General features: G+C 66.7%; 15 protein-coding genes. 12 read left to right on the top strand and 3 right to left on the bottom strand.

Annotated features, from left to right (window positions below; all coding sequences use genetic code 11):
* Positions 1–133: 133 nt before the first annotated feature.
* Both N5D45_RS02080 and N5D45_RS02075 read left to right on the top strand, forming a co-directional pair.
* A complete protein-coding gene (locus tag N5D45_RS02080; protein WP_228355318.1) occupies positions 134–1,432 on the top strand; it encodes a replication-associated recombination protein A in 1,299 nt (432 codons plus the stop codon).
* A 188-nt stretch (positions 1,433–1,620) separates the two neighbouring features.
* Positions 1,621–2,010, top strand: coding sequence for a DUF805 domain-containing protein (locus tag N5D45_RS02075; protein WP_164192012.1), 390 nt, complete (start codon positions 1,621–1,623; stop codon positions 2,008–2,010).
* 92 nt (positions 2,011–2,102) lie between these two features.
* Here N5D45_RS02075 and N5D45_RS02070 read toward each other — a convergent pair whose 3' ends face one another.
* On the bottom strand, positions 2,103–2,939 hold the full coding sequence (locus N5D45_RS02070; protein ID WP_164192009.1) for a methyltransferase domain-containing protein: 837 nt from the start codon (positions 2,937–2,939) through the stop codon (positions 2,103–2,105).
* 306 nt (positions 2,940–3,245) lie between these two features.
* Here N5D45_RS02070 and N5D45_RS02065 point away from each other — a divergent pair, with 306 nt between their 5' ends.
* From N5D45_RS02065 to N5D45_RS02020, 10 genes are all read left to right on the top strand, one after another.
* The gene (locus N5D45_RS02065) at positions 3,246–3,473 is read left to right on the top strand and encodes a transposase (protein ID WP_164192006.1); all 228 of its coding nucleotides are present in this window, start codon (positions 3,246–3,248) and stop codon (positions 3,471–3,473) included.
* A gap of 151 nt (positions 3,474–3,624) precedes the next feature.
* Positions 3,625–4,653 carry an alpha/beta hydrolase-fold protein gene (locus N5D45_RS02060; protein WP_164192003.1) on the top strand — a complete coding sequence of 343 codons (1,029 nt, stop codon included), beginning with the start codon at positions 3,625–3,627 and terminating at the stop codon, positions 4,651–4,653.
* A 122-nt stretch (positions 4,654–4,775) separates the two neighbouring features.
* Entirely contained in the window at positions 4,776–6,152 is a 1,377-nt protein-coding gene (locus tag N5D45_RS02055) for a YncE family protein (RefSeq protein WP_164192000.1), read from the top strand.
* 51 nt (positions 6,153–6,203) lie between these two features.
* Positions 6,204–7,250, top strand: coding sequence for an ABC transporter substrate-binding protein (locus N5D45_RS02050; RefSeq protein ID WP_228355319.1), 1,047 nt, complete (start codon positions 6,204–6,206; stop codon positions 7,248–7,250).
* A complete protein-coding gene (locus tag N5D45_RS02045) occupies positions 7,247–8,290 on the top strand; it encodes an iron ABC transporter permease (RefSeq protein ID WP_228355320.1) in 1,044 nt (347 codons plus the stop codon). The genes N5D45_RS02050 and N5D45_RS02045 overlap by 4 nt, the downstream gene beginning before the upstream one ends.
* A complete protein-coding gene (locus tag N5D45_RS02040; protein ID WP_049409838.1) occupies positions 8,287–9,048 on the top strand; it encodes a heme ABC transporter ATP-binding protein in 762 nt (253 codons plus the stop codon). Before N5D45_RS02045 ends, N5D45_RS02040 begins: the two co-directional genes overlap by 4 nt.
* Positions 9,049–9,111: 63 nt before the next feature.
* Positions 9,112–9,861 carry a hypothetical protein gene (locus N5D45_RS02035; RefSeq protein WP_228355321.1) on the top strand — a complete coding sequence of 250 codons (750 nt, stop codon included), beginning with the start codon at positions 9,112–9,114 and terminating at the stop codon, positions 9,859–9,861.
* A 416-nt stretch (positions 9,862–10,277) separates the two neighbouring features.
* Entirely contained in the window at positions 10,278–12,314 is a 2,037-nt protein-coding gene (gene fusA / locus N5D45_RS02030) for an elongation factor G (RefSeq protein WP_228355322.1), read from the top strand.
* A 274-nt stretch (positions 12,315–12,588) separates the two neighbouring features.
* Complete coding sequence (locus N5D45_RS02025) at positions 12,589–12,861, top strand: hypothetical protein (RefSeq protein ID WP_228355323.1); 273 nt, start codon at positions 12,589–12,591, stop codon at positions 12,859–12,861.
* Positions 12,862–12,971: 110 nt separating this feature from the next.
* On the top strand, positions 12,972–13,727 hold the full coding sequence (locus N5D45_RS02020; protein ID WP_010485810.1) for a SapC family protein: 756 nt from the start codon (positions 12,972–12,974) through the stop codon (positions 13,725–13,727).
* On the opposite strand, the gene N5D45_RS02015 is transcribed toward N5D45_RS02020, so the two are convergent.
* Together N5D45_RS02015 and N5D45_RS02010 are read right to left on the bottom strand one after the other, a co-directional pair.
* On the bottom strand, positions 13,728–16,052 hold the full coding sequence (locus tag N5D45_RS02015; RefSeq protein WP_228355324.1) for an ATP-binding protein: 2,325 nt from the start codon (positions 16,050–16,052) through the stop codon (positions 13,728–13,730).
* A complete protein-coding gene (locus N5D45_RS02010; protein WP_010485807.1) occupies positions 16,049–16,675 on the bottom strand; it encodes a response regulator transcription factor in 627 nt (208 codons plus the stop codon). The genes N5D45_RS02015 and N5D45_RS02010 overlap by 4 nt, the downstream gene beginning before the upstream one ends.
* Positions 16,676–16,755 lie beyond the last annotated feature (80 nt).

Genomic DNA, 16,755 nt, shown 5'->3' with positions numbered 1-16,755 from the left:
CGCTCTTGAGCTGCCGGCCAGCGGCCGGCACTAACGGAATCGTGGTCACCCGGCGCGGTACAATGGCCGCGTGCCAAGACATCGCTCCACTTCCTTCCCTAGCCCCGATCTACTGAGCGTCGATCGGGAACACATGCGCCCGCTGGCCGAGCGCATGCGCCCGCGCACCCTCGACGAAATGGTCGGGCAGAAACGCCTGCTGGCGCCGGACAGTGCGCTGCGCCGCGCCGTCGAATCCGGGCGCGTGCATTCGATGATCCTGTGGGGGCCGCCGGGCTGCGGCAAGACCACGCTGGCGCTGCTGCTGGCCGAGTACTCCGACGCTGAATTCCGTGCCATCTCCGCGGTGCTGTCCGGCCTGCCGGAGGTGCGCCAGGTGCTGGCCGAGGCCGCTCAGCGCTTCGCCGAAGGCCGTCGCACCGTGCTGTTCGTGGACGAGGTGCATCGCTTCAACAAGGCGCAGCAGGATGCGTTCCTGCCGCACATTGAACGCGGCACGATCCTGTTCGTCGGTGCCACCACCGAGAATCCGTCGTTCGAACTGAACTCCGCGCTGCTGTCGCGTTGCCGCGTGCATGTGCTGGAAGCGGTTTCGCCAACCGATATCGTCGAGGCGCTGGAACGTGCACTGGGTGACCGCGAGCGGGGCTTGGGCGAAGAGGGCATCGAGGTCGCGCCGGAACTGCTGCTGGAAATCGCTACCGCTGCCGATGGTGATGTGCGCCGTGCGCTGACGTTGCTGGAAATTGCCGCCGAGCTGGCGGGCGGGGAGGGTGGCCGCATCACGCCGCAGACCCTGACCCAGGTGCTGGCCGACCGCACCCGCCGTTTCGACAAGGGCGGGGAGCAGTTCTATGACCAGATCTCGGCGCTGCACAAGTCGGTACGCAGCTCCAATCCTGATGCCGCGCTGTACTGGCTGACCCGCATGCTCGATGGAGGCTGCGATCCGTCTTACCTGGCGCGTCGGCTGACCCGCATGGCCATCGAGGACATCGGCCTGGCCGATCCGCGCGCACAGAGCATGGCGCTGGAGGCCTGGGACATCTACGAACGCTTGGGCAGCCCGGAAGGCGAGCTCGCCTTCGCCCAGCTGGTGCTGTACCTGGCCAGCACCGCCAAGTCGAATGCGGGCTACGCCGCGTTCAACCAGGCCAAGGCCGACGTGCGCGAAAGCGGCACCGAAGAAGTGCCACTGCACCTGCGCAATGCGCCGACCAAGCTGATGAAGGAGCTCGGCTACGGCGCCGAGTACCAGTACGACCACGACGCCGAAGGCGGCATCGCGCTGGACCAGACCGGTTTCCCGGATGCGATGGGCGAGCGCGTGTACTACAACCCGGTGCCGCGTGGCCTGGAAATCAAGCTGAAGGAAAAGCTGGACCGGTTGCGCGCCGAGCGCGAGGCCGCGCGGGCCGCGAAGGGCCGCTGACCCGGCTTCTGTAGAGTCGAGCCATGCTCGACTTCGCTCCTGCGCCGGTTACGGGTGCCATCTGGAACAGCAGCCGAGCATGGCTCGGCTCTACAGGAGTAATGGCAGCCGAGCATGGTTCGTCGCCACATTGTCCTGCGCGCGTGCATTTGGCACACTGCGCGGCTACTTTTTCAAGGATCGATGCCGTGCAGGAAATGATTCTGCCGTTGAAGCGCTACGCACAGTTCGAGGGCCGCGCCAATCGCCGCGAGTACTGGATGTACCAGTTGTTCCTGTTCCTGGTCGCAACGGCAGTGATGCTGCTGACCGGTGTGCTGGCGATCCTCCTGCGCAACAGTGCCGATGCGCTGGCCGGCATCCTGATCGGCATGGTGGTGCTGCTGTGTGTGATGTGGCTGGTCACGATCGTGCCACTGATCGCGGTGACCGTGCGCCGCCTGCATGACTGCAACCAGTCGGGCTGGCTGTTCCTGCTGGCGCTGGTGCCGGGCGGCGGGATCGTGATCATGATCTTCTCGCTGCTGCCGGGCACGCCGCAGGAGAATGTGTATGGTCCGGTGCCGTCCGGGCCCTGACACTGCGTGAGTCGCACACGGCCCGACGCTACGGAACAGGTGAACGAAGCCGGCATAGCGCCGGCTTCGTTGTTTTCGAGCTGCTGCCAGCGCTATGCCGCGCGCGCCGTTATGGGCAGCCCCAGCGGGCTCTCGTGGATGATGCCCCATTGCGGGTACTGGCTGTGGTGCAGCTTGACGTCGACAAAGCCTGCTTCCTCCAGCAGTCGCACCAGATGGGGATACGAAAAGATCCTCAGTTCCAGGGTCGAGCCGTCACCGCCATGGAAGCACAAGTTGGAGAATCGCTGTTCCCTGCCGTCCAGGGTGATGTTCACAAGGGTCCGATCCGCACCCTTGCCTTCGATCCGGTAGTCGTTGAGCTCCGGGAAGTGCTCGATCGTGACGTCGTGAAAGCCGTACGGAACGGAAAGTACGAGAAGCCCGCCCGGCTTCAGCAATGCCCGCAGGTTTCCGAGCGTGCGCTCGCAGGGCCCATCCACGTGTTCCAGCACATCGGAGCTGACAACAAAGTCATATTTTCCCAGGTAGTGTGCGGCCGGGTGCCGGATGTCCAGCATGGGGCGCTTGTGGAAGTAGGTGTTGATGTAATCGAACTTGCGCCGCAGGGCATTGGCGTAGATATGGGCGTCGGTCATGCCGATTCCCTTGATCTGTCCGCGCCTGGGGATCCGCTCAAGCGGGCGGATCTCCTGCCCTTCGTCCGTTTCCGACTGCAGGGCTGCCATGAGGGCACGGAAGCGCAGGGTGGATCCGCAGCCAATACAACTGCGGGTTTCCCTCTCGGCGATGGCCTCGCGGGATGCTCGCAGGCGGAAGCCGCAGATGTTGCAGGCTGGCCTCTCGCTGGTCGGGATGCTGACGGGGAAGACGTGCGGGCGAATCGTGTCGAGCCCTTTTCGGGCAAGGCTGCGGCAAATGGCGTACACGCTGTGACAGTCCCTGTTGTCTTGATACCGCCTAGCTTGCCGTATGCCTGTGGCGCGAATCCAGCCTGCCTTTTGCGCCGAGGCCCCTCAGTTGGCTGCAGGGGCGCCAAATGCGACTCCCGAAGGGGGCCAACAGATCCGGGCAGCTGCCAGATTGAGAATAAATGAGACGGGCGCAATTGAGCCTTACCGCGATCTTCACATAGGGTGACCCGCCGCAAAGCGCACGCACTGCCGGCCGTGGGGCCGCTGCAGTCCTTCCTGCCTGTCCCAATCATGAAACTACAGCCGCTTGCGAGCAGCCGCATGAGCGAACTGCAATGGAGCGAGGTCAAACGCCTCCTGCCGCACGCGTTGCGCGCACGCGTGGACAACCGGGGCGACGCCTATCGGCAATTCATCGAGGCCGTATTCTGGGTCGCGAGAGGGAATGCACCCTGGGCCAGCATCCCCGAAGAAGCGGGGCCGTGGTGGCCGATCCACGTCCGTTATGTCCGCTGCGGGCAGCGTTGTCCGTATCCGCCGCGGGACTGATGCTATTACCGAGAGAGACATGCGCTGACGGCCCCGATCTCCCGCGCATGATACACAGTGTGACGTTCGATCGATGTGATAATCATTCGCGTTTAAGGTAGACTGCGGTCCCTTGTGAACCGGCGGCCCTGGGCCGCTTCTGCCGCCGCTGATGAAGCATTTCGTCCCGCCTTCGCGCCGTGGTCTGCTGGCCCGCGGCTTGGCCGCCTTGATGATGGGTCTGCTCCTGGCTACCCCGTATGCCTATGCACAGCAGCGCAATCCGCTGCAGAAGATCGGCCACACCGTGCTCGACGAGCCGGCGGCCAGCTACCGCTTCGAGCATTTCGTGGTGGACAGCCCGGACCGGCAGCGCCGTTGGCGGGTGAACCTGGCAATCCCGGCCAAGGCCGGCAAGACACCCTCCCCGGTGTTGTACGCACTGGACGGCAACGCCGTGGCCATGATCCTGGATCAGCCGTTGCTGGCCGAGCTGGCCGCGCGCAAGGCGCCGCCGGTGCTGGTGCTGATCGGCTACGACAACGACCTGCGCATCGATTCCAAGGCGCGCACCCGCGACTACACCGCGTGGATCGACCGTGCCGACGACGAGAGCGGTACAACCCAGGCGGTCGGTGGTGGTGCCGCGGCCTTCCTGGATGTGATCGAGCGCCGCATCAAGCCGGAAGTCGAGCGCCGCGCACGCATCGATGCGCAGCAGCAAGCGCTGTGGGGTCACTCGCTGGGCGGCCTGTTCGTGCTCAATGCGCTGTACACCCGTCCCGCCGCCTTCCAGTCCTACCTGGCGGCCAGCCCGTCGCTGTGGTGGAGCCAGGGCGCGGCGCTGGGTGATCCGGAACAGCAGTTCGTGCAGAACGTGCACGGCCAGCCGGCAAAGCTCTGGCTGATGCTGGGCGGCGCCGAGCGCGTCGGTGATCGTGGCAAGCGCGACATGAACAATCCGCGCGTGGTCGCGCACCTGCGCCGCATCGGTGGCGCCACCCCGGATGCGGCGATGCAGTTGTCCGAACGGTTGACCAAGGTGCCGGGCCTGAGCGTGCAGTACCGCGAGTTCCCGGGGCTGGGACACGGCCCGATGCTGCCGGCCTCGTTCCATGCCGCGCTGCATGAACTGTATGGCGTGACCGACCGCAGCGCCGGTGACGGTGTCCCCACGGGTGGTGACAACGCCGCCGAGTGAATCCCTTCGCACGCGATGCCGTGCGACCCCACTACCCAGGCGAGGCTGCCGATGTGCAGCGGCCCAGGCAACCGATGAATCCCGCGCCACGTGGCGCGGCCTACGTGTGCAAGGAGCCTTCCATGTCGTTCCGTCCGTCTTTCCGTCTCACCTCTCTCGCCGCCGGCCTTTTGCTCGCGGTGACCGCCACCGCGCAGCCGGTGTTCGATCAGCCGGCCAACGCCACCTTCAAGGGTGAGGTCGTCTCGCGCGGTGAGAACGTGGTTCCCGGCAGCACCGCCGACGTGGTCGGCCGTGGCTTCGTGCCGGGCCAGAAGGTCAGCCTGCTGCGTGGCGACAGCGTGCTCAACGCACAGCCGGTGGTGGTCGATGCTGATGGCAACTTCAAGACCCAGCTGAGCATTCCGGCCGATGCGGTGCCGGGCACCCACCCGGTGGTGGTGCGCGCCAGTCAGCCGGCTGCGGCCACGGTACTGAAGCTGCGCGTGTCGCCGCAGCTGCCGCTGTCCGGCCAGGCGCAGTTCGCCACCCAGTCCAACAAGCTGGTGCCGGGCCTGTACCAGTCCGCCTACAGCGCCGCCAGCAACGCGGTGTTCGTCACCTCGGCCGTGGGCCGTCCGCCGGTGACCCAGTCGCAGCTGCTGAAGCTGGACCCGAAGACCCTGAAGGTGACCAAGGCGATCACCCCGGCGCAGGTGCCGGGCAGCACCAATGGCGCGGTCTATGCGGTCTACGGTGTGGGCGTGGATGACACCAACGGCAATGTGTGGGTGACCAATACCCGCCAGAACTCGATCGCGGTCTACCGCCAGAAGGACCTGTCGCTGGTCCACCAGTTCCCGGTCGACACCGTGCCGCACGCGCGCGACGTAGTGGTCGACGGCACCCACGGCAAGGTGTTCGCGTCGGCCACGGGTGAGGACCATTTGTCGGTGTTCGATGCGAAGACGTTCAAGGAGCTGCCGCAGGTGACGCTGGAATCCGGCGTGGATGACGGCAAGTTCACCCCGATGAGCCTGGTGCTGGACGAGAAGGCCGGCAAGCTGTTCACCGTCAGTATCGGCACCCCGGAAGCGGCAGTGATCGATGTGGCCAGCGGCAAGGTCGACAAGGTCATCGACCTGGGCAATTCGATCAGTGCCTCGGGCGTGGCCTTCGACGCGGCACGCAACCGCCTGTACGTGGCCTCGCAGGGCACTGACAACCTGCTGATCGTCGACGTGGCTGCCGGCAAGGTACTGCATGACGTGCCGGTCGGCGCCGGCGCGCTGAACGTCGCCTTCGATGATGCCTCCGGCCTGGCCTACGTCAGCAACCGTGGCGCTGGCACGGTCACCGTGGTGAACGGCCACGGCAAGGTGGTCGCCAACCTCGATGGCGGTACGCTGCCGAACCACGTCCGTGCCGATGGCAAGGGCAACGTGTTCGCGGTGAACAAGTCGCGTGGCGCTGAAGACCCGAAGGGTGACCGCATCACCCGTATCACCCCGAAGCAGTAAGTCACAGGGCAGGGCGGCGTGCGCGTCGCCCTGCCAGCAAGGAGAACGTCCATGAACATCGCGTCCCGTCTGCGCCTGTGTGCGCTTCCGTTGGCTGTTTCGCTGGCGCTGGCCGCCTGTGGCGGTGCGTCGACGCCGCCTGATGGCCAGAAGGCCGCCGAGCCGCCCACTGCAACGGCCGCTGCGGCAACCGCGTTGCCGGCAGGCTGGCAGCGCGTGGCCGGCGCCGAGATGCCGACGGTGCATGACCAGAAGGCGGTGCTGCCGGCCAAGGTGCATTCCGATGACGGCGCCGATATCGAGGTGGCCGATACCAGCCGCGTCATTGCCGGTGGCGACGACGTCATCGCGGTGATCGAGGCACTGGGCCTGGGCACGCAGGTGTTCGCGGCACCGACCAACACCACCACCCAGGCCGGCCTGGCCGCCCCGCATCAGTTCCTGTTCAACCGCACTACCGGCGTGGAGGGCGTGCTGAGCCTGCAGGGCTCGCTGTTCCTCGGCAACAGCCTGCGCCGCCACACCGAGCTGGCCAGGAAGCTGCGCGAAGTGGGCGAGCCGGCCGTGGTCATCGATGACCTGCAGCCGGCCCCGGATAAGGTGCGCAAGGTTGCCGCCGCACTAGGGCTGGCCGAGGCAGGGCAGGCGCTTGCCACGCAGGTGCAGCGCCAGCTCGACGAGGCTGCAGCGATTGGCAAGGGCCTGGGACATGCGCCACGAGTGATCCACGTGTCGGCCACCGGTGCCGGTGGCTCGCCAACTGTTGCCGGTGCCGACAGCGCATCGGCGCAGCTGATCGCACTGGCTGGCGGCGTCAACATCGGCACCGAGGCCGGGGTGAAGAACTACTCGCAGCTGAGCAATGAAGGCGTGGTTGCCGCGGCACCGGAGGTGATCCTGGTGACCGAGCATGACCTGCAGTTGTTCGGTGGTGCCGAAGGCCTGTGGAAGGCGTACCCGACGCTGAGGCAGACCCCGGCCGGGCAGGCCAATCGGGTCTGGGTGATGCCGGATGTGCAGCTGAAGTACACCAGTGTCGGTTCCGGTGCTGGCGCGCTGGCGCTGGCCAAGGCCCTGGCGGCGATGCCGAAGGCATGAGTCCGGCGGATCGGCGCCGCCGTCGCGGGCGGACGATGTTGCTGGTGGCGTTGCTGGCACTGCTGGGGGCAGTGCTGGCGTCGTTCGCTGTGGGCCCGCTGCGGCTGCCGCCGCTGGAGGTGATGCAGGCGCTGGCGGTGAAGCTGGGCCTGCTGGATCCGCTGGCAGTCAGCAGCCGTGATCTGGCGGTGGTCTGGCAGCTGCGTATTCCGCGTGCCCTGCTGGGCGCGATGGTCGGTGCGTCGCTGGCGATGGCCGGTGCCAGCCTGCAGGGCCTGTTCGGTAACCCGCTGGCCGACCCCGGCATCGTCGGTGTCAGCCAGGGTGCTGCACTGGGTGCGGTGGCCGCCATCGTGCTGGGCGCCGCCGGTGCGGCGGGCTGGCTGGTGCCGGTGGCCGCGTTCGTCGGCGGTGCGCTGGCGATCGGCCTGACGTATGCGTTGGCCCGGCCTGGCAAGGGCACGGGTAACGCCACGCTGCTGCTGGTCGGTATCGCGATGGCCGCGTTCTGCTCGGCGCTGATTGGTTTCCTCACTTACATCGCCAGCGAAAGCGAACTGCAGTCGCTGGTGTTCTGGCAGATGGGCTCGCTCGCGCGCGCCAACTGGGCCGACGTGGCTGCGGTGGTGCCGTTGTTTGCGATTGGCGTGTTCGCATTGCAGCGACTGGCCACGCCGCTGGACATGCTGGCGCTGGGGGAGCGCCAGGCACAGCACCTCGGGCTGGATGTCACCCGCACGCGGCGTCGCCTGGTGGCGTTCAGTGCGCTGCTGGTGGGCGCGGCGGTGGCCTTTGCCGGCTCGATCAGCTTCGTTGGCCTGGTGGTGCCGCACGTGGCGCGCCTGTTGGTCGGCCCCGGGCATCGCTGGCTGCTGCCGTTGTCCGGCCTGCTCGGTGCGCTGCTGATCGTGGTGGCCGACACCGCCGCACGCACGCTCGATCCGCCCGCGGAGATTCCGCTGGGCTTGTTCTCGGCCGCGCTGGGCGCACCGTTCTTCCTCTGGCTGGTGCTGCAGCAGCGCCGCAAGGCGGCCCCATGAGCGTGCTGCTGAAACTGCACGAGGTGGTGGTGCGCCGCCAGCAGCGCGAGATCCTGCATGGCATCTCGCTGGCGTTCGAGCCGGGTACGGTGACCGCCCTGGTTGGACCGAATGGCGCGGGCAAATCCACGCTGTTGGCGGTGGCTGCCGGTGACCTGCGCGCCGATGCGGGCGAGGTGAGCCTGTTGGGCAATCCGCTGGCCAGCTACAAGGCCGGACCACTGGCGCGCGAGCGCGCGGTGATGCCACAGGAGCACGGCGTGCGCTTTGCCTTCAGCGTGGAAGAAGTGGTGGCGATGGGGCGTTTGCCGCATCCGCCGGACCCGGTCACGGACGATGCCCGGGTGGAAGCGGCGATCGATGCAGCCGAACTGCAGGCGCTGCGCCTGCGCGAGGTGCAGCAGCTGTCCGGTGGCGAATCGGCTCGCACCACGTTCGCGCGCGTGCTGGCGCAGGACACGCCGCTGTTGTTGCTTGATGAGCCGACGGCCGCGCTGGATCTGCGCCACCAGGAGCGCACGCTGCGCAGTGTGCGTGCCTGTGCCGAAGCCGGTGCGTGCGTGATCGTGGTGCTGCACGACCTCAATCTGGCCGCGGGCTATGCCGATCGCATCGTGCTGCTGGAACAGGGCAGGGTGGCGGCCGATGGCACGCCATTGCAGGTGCTGACCGAAGACAATCTTCAGCGCGTGTACCAGCAGGATGTGGTGGTGCTGGAGCATCCACGACGTGGGGTGCCGCTGGTGGTGGTGACCTGAGCGAAGGCCGTCAGGTTGCTCCGGGTATCATGGTTGCTTCATTTTCTTCAATGGACTGATGCCATGATCCGTACCGTTACGCGCGGCATGCTGCTTGCCGCGATGGTTGCTTCGGTGTGCGCTGCCAATGCAGCGTCGACCTCCCAGGTTTCGCTGGCCAATGCGGCCGAGCACGCCTCGCTGATCGAGACCCGGCATTCCAGTGGCGACGGTGCCGCTGTGACGTCGATGAAGACGCAGTACTTCGCCAACGAGGAAATGTCCGTGAGCTGGGACGACCAGCAGGTGCTGGTACTGTGCAGGGAGACGGCTTACCTGAAGATTCCTGCCGCCAAGCTCAAGGCCGGAGCGTTGACCGCCGAGCAGCGGCAGATGATCGTCTATCAGGCGCTGATGTCCGGCCTGGGGGCTGTCGCGGGCGTTGTCGGGCCGGCAGGCGAACTGGTATCCGTGGCCGGTGACGGTAGCGAGACCCGCAGCGTTGGCGAAAACAGCTGGGCCTATGGTGTTGAGCGATACGAGGTGATCACCCAGCGGTTGCCGGACGGTGCACTTCGGGTCCGGACCCGCAAGACAGAAACCGTGAATACCACGCCTCCGGCGGGCCCGGACGATATGTTCAGCACCGAGGACGACCAGGCGGCACGCTTGTCCGAACTGGCGCCGGTGGGCAGCTGGACCGAAGTGGTGGTGCGCGGTGGCGCGCGCCAGCCGCATGTGGATCCGGCGATGTCGCTGCAGGGCTGGATCTCGATGGGCGATGACCGGGCTGCGACGGTGGCCGAGGCGCGCAAGCTGCACGGCTGCAAGTAAGGGCCGCCAGGGGTCAGATCCCTTTGCCAGGGGCAAAGGGATCTGACCCCTATCGTTGCCGGCCTCATCGTTCCATTTATGTGCTCAATATTCACTTGCGCGCCAGATTGGTAGGTCTAGAATGCGCCCCATGAACCCGATGCCGCTCCTGAAGTTTTTCACCCTGACCCGCGCAAGCGCGGAACGGGCGTGTCTGCCTGGAGCCCCACGAGGCCGTTGAGACGGCCATCGCTGGACCTTCGACAGAGCGCCCTTCGGGGCGCTCTTTTCGTTTCCGCAGTTCCATTTCCCGTAACCCGATGTACCGCAAGGAGAACGTGCCATGCACCAGATCGCCGAGACCGAACGCTAGCCGCGCACCCTGTCGCCAACCGGGGTGCGCGGCCCCCGAAGTTGGCTTTGCAGGAACCTTTCTCATGAACACCCAAGTCCTTTCCCGCCGTCGCAACCTCGGCATCATTGCCCACATCGATGCCGGCAAAACCACGCTGACCGAACGCCTGCTGTGGAAAAGCGGCGAGATCCACCGCGTCGGCGAAGTGCACGACGGCAATGCGACCACCGACTTTTCGGCGATCGAGCGCGAGCGTGGCATCACCATCGGCGCTGCCGCCGTGCAGGCGCAATGGGCACCGCGTGACCTGCCGCCGCATCGGCTGACCCTGATCGACACCCCCGGTCACATCGATTTCGCGATCGAAGTCGAACGTTCACTGCGCGTGCTCGACGGTGCCGTGGCCGTGTTCTCGGCCGTGGACGGCGTGCAGCCGCAGTCCGAGACGGTGTGGCGCCAGGCGCGCCGCCATCGCGTGCCGCTGATCGCTTTCGTCAACAAGATGGACCGCGTTGGCGCTTCGTTCGAGCGCGTGCTGGAGCAACTGCAGGACAAGCTGCGGGCGCGGCCGTGGGCACTGGGCGTGCCGTTGGGCAGCGAAAGCGGCTTCAACGGCTGGGTCGATCTGGTCGATGAGCGCGTGCTGCAGTGGCAGGATGGCGCCGCAACCACGATGACCCCGTGGGACGACGCGGTGCGCGCCCAGTGGCAGGCACAGCGCGATGCGCTGGTCGAAGCCGTGGCTGATCACGACGAGCAACTGGCCGATGCCTGGCTGGAAGGGCGCGTGATCGATGCCGGGACGCTGCGTGCGGCGATCCGTCGGGCGACGCTGGCAGGTGCGGGCGTGCCTGTGCTGGCCGGTGCTGCGTTCAAGGACAAGGGCATCGAAACGCTGCTGGACGCCGTGGTCGATTACCTGCCGTCGCCGCTGGATCGCCCTGCGGTGAGCACCGAGAGCGAAGGTGGCGAGGTGGTGCTGCCGCCGGATCCGGACGGTCCGCTGGCGGGCCTGCTGTTCAAGATCACCCACCAGCAGCACGGCGCGCTGAGCTTCGTGCGGCTGTACTCGGGCACCTTGAAGGTGGGCGACGCCGTGGCCAGTTCGCAGCATCCGCAAGGGCGGCGCGTCAGCCGCCTGGTTCGCGTGCAGGCCGACCAGACCCACGACATCGAACAGGCCGTGGCCGGTGACATCGTCGCGGTACTGGGCTGGAAGGATGCGGTCAGTGGCGAGACGCTGAGCGGCCGTGCGCAGCCGCTGCGCCTGGAGAACATCCAGGCACAGGCGCCGGTGCTGGCCTGGCGGCTGGAGCCGGCGCGTGCGGCTGACCTGATCCGGATGGCGCAGGGACTGGCCAGCCTGGCCCAGGAAGATCCGTCGTTCCGCGTCGAAACCGATCGCGATACGGCGGAAACCCTGGTCTGGGGCATGGGCGAGCTGCACCTGGAGGTGATGGTCGAACGCCTGCGCAGCGAATGGAAGGTGGACGTGGGCGTGGGCTCGCCGCGCGTGGCCTACCAGGAGACGCCGATGCGTGCGATGACGGGCGTCGTCGGGCGGCTGGTCAAGCAGACCGGCGGCCAGGGCCAGTTCGCGCACGTGGTGCTGGACGTGGCGCCGCGTGAGGACGACCAGATCGTGTTCAACGATCGCATCGTCGGTGGCGTGGTGCCGCGCAGCTTCATCGCGGCGGTGGAAAAGGGCGTGCGTGCCGCACTGTCGGAAGGGCCGCAGGGTCATCCGGTGGTCGGTATCGAGGTCAGTCTTGTCGATGGCCAGACCCATGCCAAGGACTCGTCGGAGATGGCGTTCCATCGTGCGGGTGCCGAGGCGATCAAGGCGGCGCTGGCCGAGGGTGGCACGCAGCTGCTGGAACCGGTGATGGCGGTGACGGTGCATTCGCCATCAGCGTCGGTGGGTGATGTGGTGGGCGACCTCAACCGTCGCCATGGTCGCATTGCCCGCATCGACGACCAGGACGGTCGCGCCGAGGTCAGTGGCTTTGCGCCGCTGGCGCAGCTGGTGGGTTACACCACGTCGCTGCGTTCGCTCAGCCAGGGGCGGGCGAGCAGCGAGGCGCACCTGCACGGCTATGAGCCGGTACGCGCTGCATGAGGAAGGTGAGGGGAGCCCGTTCGCGGGCTCCCTTTTTTTTGTGGTCGGGAACGCGCATCCACGCATGGCGCGGATCTACTGGGAGTTGGCGGGTTTCCGTATCCACACAAGGCGCGGCGATTCCGCAGTAGATCCACGCCATGCGTGGATGGAGCCCTCGGCATGCGATTTTTTGCATTGCATCGCAACAAAACTGCAGAAAAGGCTGGATTAAAGTGATGCCTCACGATAAATTGCGCACCCCCCGTTGCTCGCCGCCGCCCGCACCCCTCTCATGCGTGATGACAAAGACCCCGGAACCCTGGAGCTGACCCTGCCGCGAAAGCGCGGTCGTCCGCCCAAGTTCGGGTACGCCATGAGTGATGCGCAGCGGGCCGCGCGCTACCGCGCGCGCCGGGCAGGGCAGGCCAACTACGCCGATGTGCGCTCCTGCTCGGACATGGTGCTGCTGGACAAGATCCGCGCCGCAGTCAGCGCGCGCGACACCGAGCTGGCCGGTTTCCTGGTCCACGTGCTCTGGCAGCGCTACCCCCTGCAACTGAAATAGGCCGTCGGTAGGGTGGCCGTTGTCATCGAGCTTGTTGATAATGCGGGATTCAGGTTGTTCCCGCTGGCGCGCCCGGGATGGCAGGCGCGCATGATCGAACGGTTCCCAAGATGACGACCACCAGCGACACCACCACCGAAGCGGCGCCGAGCAGCGCCCCCCTGTTCTACACCCGCCCGGTGCCGCTGCAGGCCGATGTGCATGCCGATCTGCGCATCCTGCCGGGCAAGCTCGAGTTTGCCGCCGGCAACAACGCCATTCCGCTGGTGCTGGGCGAGTTCTCGCTGGCCCTGCACCACTTCCCGATCCTGTTCGCTGGCCCGACCGCCGTGCCGATGGCCGCCGTTGGTGTTTCCGACCAGAACCTGTTCATCAAGGACGGCCTGTGGGAAGACGAGGCCTATATTCCGGCCTATCTGCGTCGCCACCCCTTCATCTTCATCGACACCGGTGCGGACAACGACTTCCTGCTGGGCATCGACGAAGAGAGCTCGCGCGTGGTCAAGGGCGGTGACGAAGGCCAGCCGCTGTTCGTGGACGGCAAGGCCACCGACATGGTGCAGCAGGCGCTGGAGTTCTGCGGCCAGTACACCCGCGAGCATGAACAGACCCAGGCCTTCTCCAAGGCCCTGATCGACAACGGCCTGCTGGTCGAGCGCAATGCCACCGTGCGTACCCCGGATGGCCGCGAGTTCAATCTCAACGGCTTCCTGGTGGTGGACGTGGAGAAGTTCGTGGCGCTGCCGGAAGCGACCGTGGTCGAGTGGCACCGCAGCGGCTGGTTGGCGCTGATCCATCAGCACCTGATGTCGCTGGGGCGCTTCAATGACCTGACCCGTCGCCAGGTCGAGCGCCTGGCGGCCTGATCAGGCCGATGGTGCGGCTTCCGCCCTGCGGGAGCCGTGCCACTGCTGCAATCCCTGCAGCAGCCGCCGCGCCTGGACCCAGTCGGGCGCGGCCTCATGCCCCATCTCCCACAGAGCGGCCGCCATGCCGGCCTGATCCATTGCCCGGCACATCTGCAGCGTGCCCTGCAGGCGGTGCGCATGGTGGCGTAGTGTCGCAGCATCGACGTCGTGCACGGCCTGTTCGATCCTGGCCAGCTCATAGGCAATGTCCGCAGCGTAATCCGGCTCGACGCCAGGGGCGTCATCGGGCGCAGTACGGTGCGCCGGGGGCGGAAGGCCCAGCGCCTGCAGCAAGCTCGCAACCTGCAATGGCTTGACCAGGATGGCGTCGAATCCGGCTCTTCGGCAGCGCGCCGCATGGCGGCGCCCCATGCGGGCGGACAAGGCAATCACTCGCAGGGGGGACTCTGCCTGCGCGCGCAGCTGCTGCGCCAGAGCGTAGCCATCCGAGTCGCGAAGCCCGATGTCCAGCATGACCGTGGCGCGCGGTCGTAGCGCGTGCTCGGCCAATGCGGTGTCGGCATCGGCAACCGCGCGTACATCCGCACCCAGCCGGCGCAGCTGCTCTGCGACGATGTGCCGGCTGAGTGCATGATCTTCGACCAGGAGCAGGTCGATGCCGGCCAGTGGTGTCTGCTGCAGCGGCTCGATGGGTGGCGGATCGCCGTGGACGGCGCGGACCGGTAATCGCAGGGTGAAGCGGCTGCCGCGCCCATGCACGCTGTGTGCGGTCAGGTTGCCGCCCATGGCAACGGCCAGTTCGCGCGCGATCGTCAGGCCCAGCCCGGTGCCGCCACGTCTCTGGCCATCCTCGCTCTGCTGGAATGGCCGGAACAGAAGCGCCAGTTGAGCGGGCGCAATGCCGATGCCGCTGTCGATCACATCCAGCAACAGCTCCCGGGGAGACAGGGCGGGCGATAGTTGCAGGCGCATTTCGATACCACCGACGTCCGTGAATTTCAATGCATTGCCCAGCAGGTTGTCGACAATCTGTCGCAGTCCATCAGCATCCAGCGCGACCACCGGCGCTGGATCAGGCGTGCGATCGAGCTGGAGTGACAGGCCTCTCCGTAGTGCCTCCGGCCGGATGGCTTCCAGTGCACGGGCACAGAGTTGACCGACGTCACAGGGCACGGGATGCGGCCTGAAGCTGCCGCTGGCAAGGCGCGAGAACGCCAGTGAGCGATCGAGCAGCCTGCGCAGCGACTGGCCGGCAGCAAGCGCTGCCGCGAGCAGTTCGCGCTGCCCCTTGGGCAGGTGTGACTGGCTCAGCAGGTCGATCGAAGCCAGAATCGTCTGCGCGGAATTGCGCACCTCATGGCTGATCATCCCCGCCGCGCGCCCCAGGCGGCGTTCCGTGCGGCCGATTCGCCAACGTAGCGCCTGCCAGAGCACGGGCAGGCCGATGAGTGCCGTGGCCAGACACAGCAGCCATCGCAGGAGCGGGAGGCGCATCTGGTCAAGTGTGCTCTCGATGGATGCGGGCAGCATCTGCTGTGCCCACAACTCCAGCAGGCCTGCGTGCTCTTCGAGCGTGATGGCGCGCAGCGCCTGATCGATGCGCGCCAGCAGCTGCTGGTCCTCGCGGCGGACAAACAGGTGCAGATCGGTGGAAAAATCGCTGTCGAACGGGTGCAGTTGCAGGTTGCCCGCGAAGTGCTGCCGGATCATCGACTGCAGCGTTGCTTCCAGGCCGATGGCCGCATCGGCGATACCGCTCTCCACGGCGGCCAGCGCCGCATGGCGGTCGTGAAGGTGCAGCAGGTGGATTTGAGGATGGTGGGTCGCCAGCCAGTCGGCATAGGGGCCACCGTCAACGACGGCCAGCACCTCCGCCCTCACCCCGGTGACGTCACGGGGTGGGCGCTCGCCTTTACGCGAGGCCATCACCGTCCTGCCGCCATGGAAAGCGCCCGATGCCATCAGGTCGGGACAAGGAAGCGGGCGATGCGAAGGATTGCCCATGACCAGCACCAGGTCAGCCTCGTGCCGGCAGACGGCAGCGACCGCCGCGCTCGTGCTGGTGTAGGTGAGATCGCGGAAGCGCAGGCCGGAATGCTGAGCGACAAGGTCGGCATAACCATGGGCGAGGGTAGGGGGCGTGCGTGAATCCTCCAGCGCTGCAGGTAGCGGGCGCAGTGATGGCGCGGTGGCAACCCGCACTTCGCGGCCGGCGGACCATTCCTGCAGTTGCGCATCCTCGGCGGAGGCTGCGGGCAGCAGGATCAGGGCCAGCAGCAAGGTGCACGAAGTGCGCAGACGGAGACGAACGCGGCGCCTCATCGCACCCCCAGCTGCCGCCGCAGTGCATAGATCTCCACGTCATTGCGCAACCCGAGCTTGCGCAGGGCGGCGACCTTCTGGGTGCTGACCGTCTTGACGCTGCGGTGGCGGTGCAGCGCGATCTCGGAGACGGTCAGGCCTGCCAGAAGCAGGTCCAGCACTTCGCGTTCGTTGCGACTGAGTTCCTCGCGGTTGGCCGGGAACAGGCAATCGGCGGGCAGGCGGCACAGTCCCTGCGATATGCGCACGATGGCTTCAGACAGCATCTCCAGGGGCTCGGACTTGCTGACCACGCCGCTGATGCCGGCCGTCAGCAGGTGGTCGATGCGGGTGGTTGGCGTCAGCGTGGCGAAGGCGAGCAGGGGGACATGAGGAAAGCACTCGCGCAGGAGAGAAACCAGTTCATCACTGCTGCGGTCGCCGGGCGCCAGGGTGAGATCGATGATGGCGACATCCACTGCCAGCCGGCGCAGGCTGCCAACGAGCTCATCGCTGCGGGTGTGGCTGGCGACGATGTCGAAGCGGCTGTCGCGGGACAAGTGCAGGACGGTGCCGCGGCGGACGACTTCGTGATCGTCGAGGAGTGCCAGCCGCAGTCGGCGCGGTGCAGGGTATCCATTCATGCGCTGGGAGGTGATCGGCGCCCGAAGGGCGTGGCGATCATTCTGGCGCTGCTGTCGCGTCGAGCATCGAATTTATTGGA

The sequence above is a fragment of the Stenotrophomonas sp. GD03819 genome (assembly GCF_029841665.1).
In the GTDB taxonomy this organism is placed as follows: domain Bacteria; phylum Pseudomonadota; class Gammaproteobacteria; order Xanthomonadales; family Xanthomonadaceae; genus Stenotrophomonas; species Stenotrophomonas geniculata.
The sequence above is the reverse complement of the archived record's forward strand: the minus strand, read 5'-3'. Positions and strand labels throughout refer to the sequence as shown.

Excerpts from the sequence above, each read along its gene's own strand:
- N5D45_RS02080 (WP_228355318.1), top strand. The coding sequence starts at position 134 with ATGCGCCCGCTGGCCGAGCGCATGCGCCCGCGCACCCTCGACGAAATG.
- N5D45_RS02065 (WP_164192006.1), top strand. The coding sequence starts at position 3,246 with ATGAGCGAACTGCAATGGAGCGAGGTCAAACGCCTCCTGCCGCACGCG.
- N5D45_RS02060 (WP_164192003.1), top strand. The coding sequence starts at position 3,625 with ATGAAGCATTTCGTCCCGCCTTCGCGCCGTGGTCTGCTGGCCCGCGGC.
- N5D45_RS02055 (WP_164192000.1), top strand. The coding sequence starts at position 4,776 with ATGTCGTTCCGTCCGTCTTTCCGTCTCACCTCTCTCGCCGCCGGCCTT.
- N5D45_RS02050 (WP_228355319.1), top strand. The coding sequence starts at position 6,204 with ATGAACATCGCGTCCCGTCTGCGCCTGTGTGCGCTTCCGTTGGCTGTT.
- N5D45_RS02045 (WP_228355320.1), top strand. The coding sequence starts at position 7,247 with ATGAGTCCGGCGGATCGGCGCCGCCGTCGCGGGCGGACGATGTTGCTG.
- N5D45_RS02040 (WP_049409838.1), top strand. The coding sequence starts at position 8,287 with ATGAGCGTGCTGCTGAAACTGCACGAGGTGGTGGTGCGCCGCCAGCAG.
- N5D45_RS02035 (WP_228355321.1), top strand. The coding sequence starts at position 9,112 with ATGATCCGTACCGTTACGCGCGGCATGCTGCTTGCCGCGATGGTTGCT.
- fusA (WP_228355322.1), top strand. The coding sequence starts at position 10,278 with ATGAACACCCAAGTCCTTTCCCGCCGTCGCAACCTCGGCATCATTGCC.
- N5D45_RS02025 (WP_228355323.1), top strand. The coding sequence starts at position 12,589 with ATGCGTGATGACAAAGACCCCGGAACCCTGGAGCTGACCCTGCCGCGA.
- N5D45_RS02020 (WP_010485810.1), top strand. The coding sequence starts at position 12,972 with ATGACGACCACCAGCGACACCACCACCGAAGCGGCGCCGAGCAGCGCC.
- N5D45_RS02015 (WP_228355324.1), bottom strand. The coding sequence starts at position 16,052 with ATGAGGCGCCGCGTTCGTCTCCGTCTGCGCACTTCGTGCACCTTGCTG.
- N5D45_RS02010 (WP_010485807.1), bottom strand. The coding sequence starts at position 16,675 with ATGAATGGATACCCTGCACCGCGCCGACTGCGGCTGGCACTCCTCGAC.